This window comes from uncultured Nostoc sp. (assembly GCF_964245445.1).
GTDB lineage: Bacteria > Cyanobacteriota > Cyanobacteriia > Cyanobacteriales > Nostocaceae > Nostoc.
The window spans coordinates 1-5,990 of the sequence record NZ_CAXTNE010000378.1 but is presented as its reverse complement, the minus strand read 5'-3'; the positions used below and the strand labels follow the sequence as shown (position 1 = coordinate 5,990).

General features: G+C 39.8%; 8 protein-coding genes. 4 read left to right on the top strand and 4 right to left on the bottom strand.

The features are described from left to right. Window positions 1-64: 64 nt before the first annotated feature. Complete coding sequence (locus ACFE90_RS35280; protein ID WP_375506920.1) at window positions 65-1,486, bottom strand: aspartate ammonia-lyase; 1,422 nt, start codon at window positions 1,484-1,486, stop codon at window positions 65-67. A 144-nt stretch (window positions 1,487-1,630) separates the two neighbouring features. Here ACFE90_RS35280 and pgsA point away from each other — a divergent pair, with 144 nt between their 5' ends. The 4 genes from pgsA (at window position 1,631) to ACFE90_RS35260 (ending at window position 3,713) form a co-directional block, all read left to right on the top strand. After that, window positions 1,631-2,149: a CDP-diacylglycerol--glycerol-3-phosphate 3-phosphatidyltransferase gene (pgsA, locus tag ACFE90_RS35275; protein WP_375506919.1), complete on the top strand. Its 519-nt coding sequence runs from the start codon at window positions 1,631-1,633 to the stop codon at window positions 2,147-2,149. Window positions 2,150-2,237: 88 nt separating this feature from the next. Then, the gene (locus ACFE90_RS35270; RefSeq protein WP_375506918.1) at window positions 2,238-2,465 is read left to right on the top strand and encodes a type II toxin-antitoxin system HicA family toxin; all 228 of its coding nucleotides are present in this window, start codon (window positions 2,238-2,240) and stop codon (window positions 2,463-2,465) included. Then, window positions 2,462-2,686, top strand: coding sequence for a type II toxin-antitoxin system HicB family antitoxin (locus tag ACFE90_RS35265; RefSeq protein WP_375506917.1), 225 nt, complete (start codon window positions 2,462-2,464; stop codon window positions 2,684-2,686). Before ACFE90_RS35270 ends, ACFE90_RS35265 begins: the two co-directional genes overlap by 4 nt. Window positions 2,687-2,798: 112 nt before the next feature. Next, window positions 2,799-3,713, top strand: a complete 915-nt coding sequence (locus ACFE90_RS35260; protein ID WP_375506916.1) for an LD-carboxypeptidase — start codon at window positions 2,799-2,801, stop codon at window positions 3,711-3,713. 28 nt (window positions 3,714-3,741) lie between these two features. Here ACFE90_RS35260 and ACFE90_RS35255 read toward each other — a convergent pair whose 3' ends face one another. From ACFE90_RS35255 to ACFE90_RS35245, 3 genes are all read right to left on the bottom strand, one after another. Further along, entirely contained in the window at window positions 3,742-4,788 is a 1,047-nt protein-coding gene (locus tag ACFE90_RS35255) for a glycosyltransferase family 4 protein (protein WP_375506915.1), read from the bottom strand. A 186-nt stretch (window positions 4,789-4,974) separates the two neighbouring features. After that, window positions 4,975-5,196 (bottom strand): hypothetical protein, encoded by a 222-nt coding sequence (locus ACFE90_RS35250; RefSeq protein ID WP_375506914.1) that lies wholly within the window; start codon window positions 5,194-5,196, stop codon window positions 4,975-4,977. Window position 5,197: 1 nt separating this feature from the next. After that, on the bottom strand, window positions 5,198-5,659 hold the full coding sequence (locus tag ACFE90_RS35245; RefSeq protein WP_375506913.1) for a hypothetical protein: 462 nt from the start codon (window positions 5,657-5,659) through the stop codon (window positions 5,198-5,200). Between the last annotated feature and the right edge of the window lie 331 nt (window positions 5,660-5,990).

Genomic DNA, 5,990 nt, shown 5'->3' with positions numbered 1-5,990 from the left:
GAAATAAATATTTAGGAATACTTTCTCAGTACCCAATACCCAATCCCCAGTCCCCAATACCTTATTATTCTGTTTTGAGCGGTAAGATAGCACTCATTTGTTCTAGATTTAACACTGTAGCTAAGTCTGCTTCACTCATCAACCCGCGTTCTAAAACAATCTGCCGCAGGGATTTACCAGTTTCTAAAGATTCTTTGGCGACAGCAGCAGCATTTAAATAACCGATATGGGTATTTAGTGCGGTTACTAAAGCTAAACTGCCTTCGGCATAAGCTAAACAACGTTCCTGGTTAGCAGTAATTCGCTGGATGCAGCGTTCGGTGAGTGCAGCGATGGTATTACCCAGAATTTCGATACTGTGAATTAGGTTATAGGCAATTAGTGGCATCATCACATTTAATTCTAATTGTCCGGCTTGTGCAGCTAATGCGATCGCACTGTCGTAACCCATCACCTGAAAACATACCATTGATGTCATCTCTGCCATTACTGGGTTATATTTCCCTGGCATAATTGAGGAACCGGGTTGCACTGGAGGCAGTTGAATTTCTTTCAAGCCTGTTTTTGGCCCCGAATCCATCAGTCGTAAATCATGAGATATTTTGACTAAATCCTGCGCTAAGTTGCGTAAAGCACCAGAAACATTTACAAATGGGGCCATACTCTGCATGGCTGCCATAAGATGGGGTGCAGGTTCTAAAGGAGTATCAATCAATTCTGAGAGAACTTCTACCACACGGGCGCGATACAAAGAATGAGTATTTAACCCCGTTCCGGCTGCACTACCTCCCAAACCCAGCACCATCAAATCACCAGAGGCGGTGTAAATCCGGTTTTGATGTTCTGTAAGAATTTGCGCCCAAGCCCGAAAATTCTCACCCAAACGCACGGGTACTGCGTCTTGTAAGTGGGTTCTGCCAGATTTAACGATATCTTGAAATTCTACAGCTTTGTTTTCTAAGGATGCGATCGCACCATCTATTGCTGGGTGTAATGTCTTGGATAATGCCAATAATCCACCAATGCGAATTGCGGTAGGAATCACATCATTGGTAGACTGCCCATAGTTAACGTGGTCATTGGGACTAACACGTTTGTAATTGCCCTTTTCTTCACCAAGAATTTCTAAGGCGCGATTTGCCAAAACTTCGTTGATATTCATGTGGTGGGATGTTCCAGCACCCGCCTGATAAACATCCACGACAAATTGATCCCGGAACTTCCCAGCCAAGATTTCATCAGTTGCTTGGATAATCGCCTGACTAATATCTTGGGGAATGCAATTTAGTTCCCCATTCACAATAGCTGTAGCTTTTTTAATTATTAATCCAGCATCTACGTAAGTATGTAAAGGCTTTATGCCGCTAATGGGAAAGTTTTCTATAGCCCGCAGCGTTTGAATGCCGTAATAAAGGCTACTAGCAATTTGGCGATCGCCCATTGAATCGCGTTCGATGCGGAATTGAGAGTCTGTGTGTTCAGTCATAGTATTGTTTTAGGAGAGCTACAGAAAACAGATTTTCCCACGCAGCCACACTCAGATACACTAATCTGCATAGATTTTGCATATTTGCTTGGCTGCTTGTTGCTTTACACTTGTTAATTTTGAAGTTTGATTTTTGAATTCCCTATGACTATACCCAACTGGATTACCTTCTCTCGTCTATTGGGGATACCATTTCTGCTTTACGGTTTATATAATCCCACACCTCAAGCTCAGTGGATATGTTTGGCTATTTTTCTCATTGCTGCATTGACTGATTGGTTAGACGGCTATTTGGCGCGAAAACTCAACCAAATTAGTGAATTGGGTAAGTTTCTTGATCCCTTAGTGGATAAACTTTTGGTACTTGCGCCGTTACTGGTTTTTATTGAACTAGGAAAAGTGCCAGCTTGGGGAGTGTTTTTGATTTTAGCGCGGGAATTAGCGATCGCTGGTTGGCGGGTGAATCAAACGACGATTACGGGGGCGAATATTTGGGGTAAATTCAAAACTGTTAGTCAAATAGTTGCGATCGCACTTTTGATTGCACCTCTAGGTGAAGTTTGGCAAATTCCCTCGGTGATTGCCTTTTGGATTTCTGTCGCCCTAACTTTAATATCTGGGGGTATTTATCTTTTGCCGCAAAAAGCTAACAATACTGATTGAAAACATTTACTGTATCGTCCCTGTAGGTCTGAGATTTTCCCCAATAGTCATGACAAAATATTTGTAGCTACGTCAGAAATTTCTCACAGTGCCCAAGAAAATTCGGGAACTAAAAGCAATGCTCCTCAAAGCTGGATTTACTTATACAAGTGCCAAAGGCAGTCATACGGTATGGAGCCATCCTTTACTACTTGATAGCCTTACTTTGTCTGGAAAAGACGGAGCGGATGCAGATCGTTACCAGGAAAAATATGTTAGAAATGCGCTCATAGAAATAAAACACCTGGAGGAAGAAGACAAAGGAGAACACGAATGAAACCACAATATAGTATTGTAATTCAGTGGTCGATGGAAGATAAAAAGTACATTGTAAGCCTACCTGAGTTTGGCCCTTATGCACATACTCATGGGAATACCTACGCAGATGCTCTCAATAATGGTGAGGAAGTGCTGGAACTTTTGATTGAAGATTACCAAGCACAAGGAAAACCACTACCAGAACCTTTGACTGCAAATGTTTCCTTTTGGTTTGTGTAATTCTTACCCTAATTATAGGAACACTCAGTAATTTAAAAAATGATTTAACAAAATTTTATAAAAGTTCTGAGGTATAGTTCTTATTCTTAACCCCTAACTCCTAGCTTTTTTCATGCCATCCAAAATTTTACCACCGCCTCTGAAACGTGGAGACTTACTACAGGTAATTACCCCTAGTGGTGCTTTGCGAGAATTTGAGGCATTAGAACGAAGTGTAGAAATTTGGCGATCGCGTGGTTATCGAGTAGAAATCAGTCCGGAGATAGATGACAAATGGGGTTATCTTGCTGGTAAAGATGAAACCCGTCGTCAGCAACTAGCAGCAGCATGGCAAGATCCCGATTGTCGTGGCATCCTCTGTGCCAGAGGTGGTTTTGGCAGCACGCGTATTTTAGAAGATTGGAATTGGCCAAACTCAGCGCTTCCCAAGTGGTTGATTGGCTTTTCTGATATCACAGCTTTATTATGGAGCCTTTATAAAGCAGGAATTTCCGGCGTTCACGGCCCCGTACTGACGACTTTGGCAGATGAGCCAGATTGGTCAATAGAGAGATTATTTGATTGGGTAGAAAGTAGTTCTTTCACCCCTCTTAAAGGTTGCGGCTGGGGCGGTGGTGTGGTTACTGGCACTTTATTACCAGGTAATCTCACAGTCGCTACTCACCTTTTGGGTACACCAATCCTGCCACATCTGGATGGTGTAATTCTGGCATTGGAGGATATTACAGAAGCACCTTATCGTATTGACAGGATGCTGACACAGTGGCGTTTGAGCGGTGCTTTGTCTCAAGTCTGCGGTATTGCTTTGGGCGGTTTTACTCGCTGTGAAGCGCCGCCAACTGTGCCTAGCTTTAGTGTAGAAGAAGTATTGCGCGATCGCTTAGGTGATTTGGGCATTCCGATTGTTTCTGATTTACCTTTTGGTCATGATAGTCCGAATACCGCTTTACCAGTAGGTGTGGATGTAACGTTAGATGGGGATGCGGGAATATTAGCGATGCCTACGGCGGCAAGCTACGCGCCGTAGTTGAGGGCAAATGTTGATTAATACTATATCAGTTTCTCAGAATTTTTTGAAACCACTCTTCAGTGCGATCGCCCATAGCTTCTAAAGAGTATAAAGTTTCTGCTTGATGGCGACAAGCTTGACGGTCAATTTCATCCAAATGCTTAATCGCTTCTACTAAACCTTGAACACTATCAGGTTCCACCAAAAAACCAGTTTTGCCTTCTTGGACAATTTCTGTTAAACCACCCCGACGGTAAGCAATTAAAGGTACTCCACAAGCAAGCGCCTCTATCGCTATATTGCCAAATGCTTCTATCCAACGAGGAGTTACTAAAATTGCTCGACATTGGCCTAACTCTTTTTGTAGCTCAACCGTTGGTAAAAATCCTACATATTCTATGGGAGCATCAGGGTATTCTTGACAAATCTTTTCCCAATAAGATACATCCTGTTTTAACCCGAATATTTTGAGTGTAATGCCAGTCATTTCTGCTGCTGCTACTGCATCTTCTAACCCTTTTTCAGGAGCTATCCTACCTACCCATGCCAAGCTCTGAGTTGGTTTGGGGCAAAATTGATAAATAGATAAATCCAAACCATTTAGCAGACAAATACACCGTTCTGCAAAGGTGAAAGTTGCTGCTTGTGTTTGAGTGTAAACACCGATAGTACTGGGAAAATTGATTGCTACTTGTTCAATAATCTGATCCATTGTATCTGTTAAAGAACCCATACTGATAAAATGTGCGATCGGACAGTTAAAAAATGGTGTTAAATATAGTGGCAGCCAATCATAAGCAAAATTCACAATCAAATCATAATCTGCTTGCACTTGACGAGCATAATCCCACATATTCGCTAAAACAGAATTTTTATGCAGCAAAATTGGATCACTACGACTCTGATTTTGCGCTGGTATCTGTATTAGTTCTCCGGCAATTTCTTTAATAGGTAATGAATTGCTGATAGACCCTTGCGGTGCAACAATTTCTAACTTATGTCCTCGCCACAGCATCTCTTTAGCAAGATTATATAGGGTCAACTCTACTCCGCCTCCTAATCCTGAACCTAGCGGGCCCATTGGGGTAGACATAAATAATAATTTATGGTGCATTTTATGGTACATTTTCGTCGTTAATGTATTTTTATAAACATCATTTTTTCACCTAAACAACGTAGCTTATTGGGCTTTGTTATGGCTCCACCCCAAAGATATGCAATTAAATTAAACTCTGTTTACGGTAGCAGCGAGTTGTAATTAGGTAAGGGTGAAAAACCTCTAAAAAGTGACTCTGAAATAAAAAAATGTTTCTACTATTTTAGGATCATCTAAATAAAAAGGGTATTCTTGATTAAAATTTTTAAATAAATACCAATTCACTATCATCTTACCATCAGAGTTAAAAGCTTGATAAAATTGCAATAAATGCTGGCTATGATCTAACAAATGCTCTAAAACATCAAAACATAAAATTGTATCAAATTTATCTTTTTCAGGCATTTCAAGAGCAAAAACTATTTTTTTTCCAGTCCATTTTCTCAGATCGATACTGGACAAAATCACAATTTATCGGATTAATATCATAATAGATTACTTGCTCAACTTGTGGGCAAAGAGCAGCACCAAGGGCATGAGTTCTTATTCCACCACCAAAATCTAAGACTCGACCTTGGGCAGAATCTGCAATCAAGCGCAACATATCTCCAATATACTCATGACTTGACAGATGCCAAGCCCCCAATTCAAATAAGTAAAATTCTCCTACTTTATCACGATAGAAAGTACTTGCTTCTTGCCAATTAAAATCTTCATGTCCTAAGTTTTTTATTTCTTCTTTTTCTGCTGCTAACTTTGTCTCTACAGTTTCGGGATCTAAATCTAAAAAATCTTGTACATGATGCTTGAAGTTAAATGAATTTTCTAAAAAGCCACTTAAGAAATAAGGCGTGGTAGAGCTTACCATAAAAAAATTTGTGCCACAATAGAATAAACGTATTATAGTCTACGATAAATATCTACCATTTTAACTTAATTAGCACTCGTGAAGATTAAGATAAAATGTAGTATATTGGATCAAGATTTTCTCAATTAGAGATGAAAAAGATTTTTGAATTAAAATTGCCTTAATTGCTGGAGATTAGATTCCTACACCTCCCTGATGAAATTTTATTTGAAATTTGAGGCAAGAGAATAAATATTTTTTATATAATAAAATAAATTAAATAGATATTTTTAACTATAAATCTGATGTTAATGAACTCATGAACCTATCCCACTAATAATATTTTGTGAAT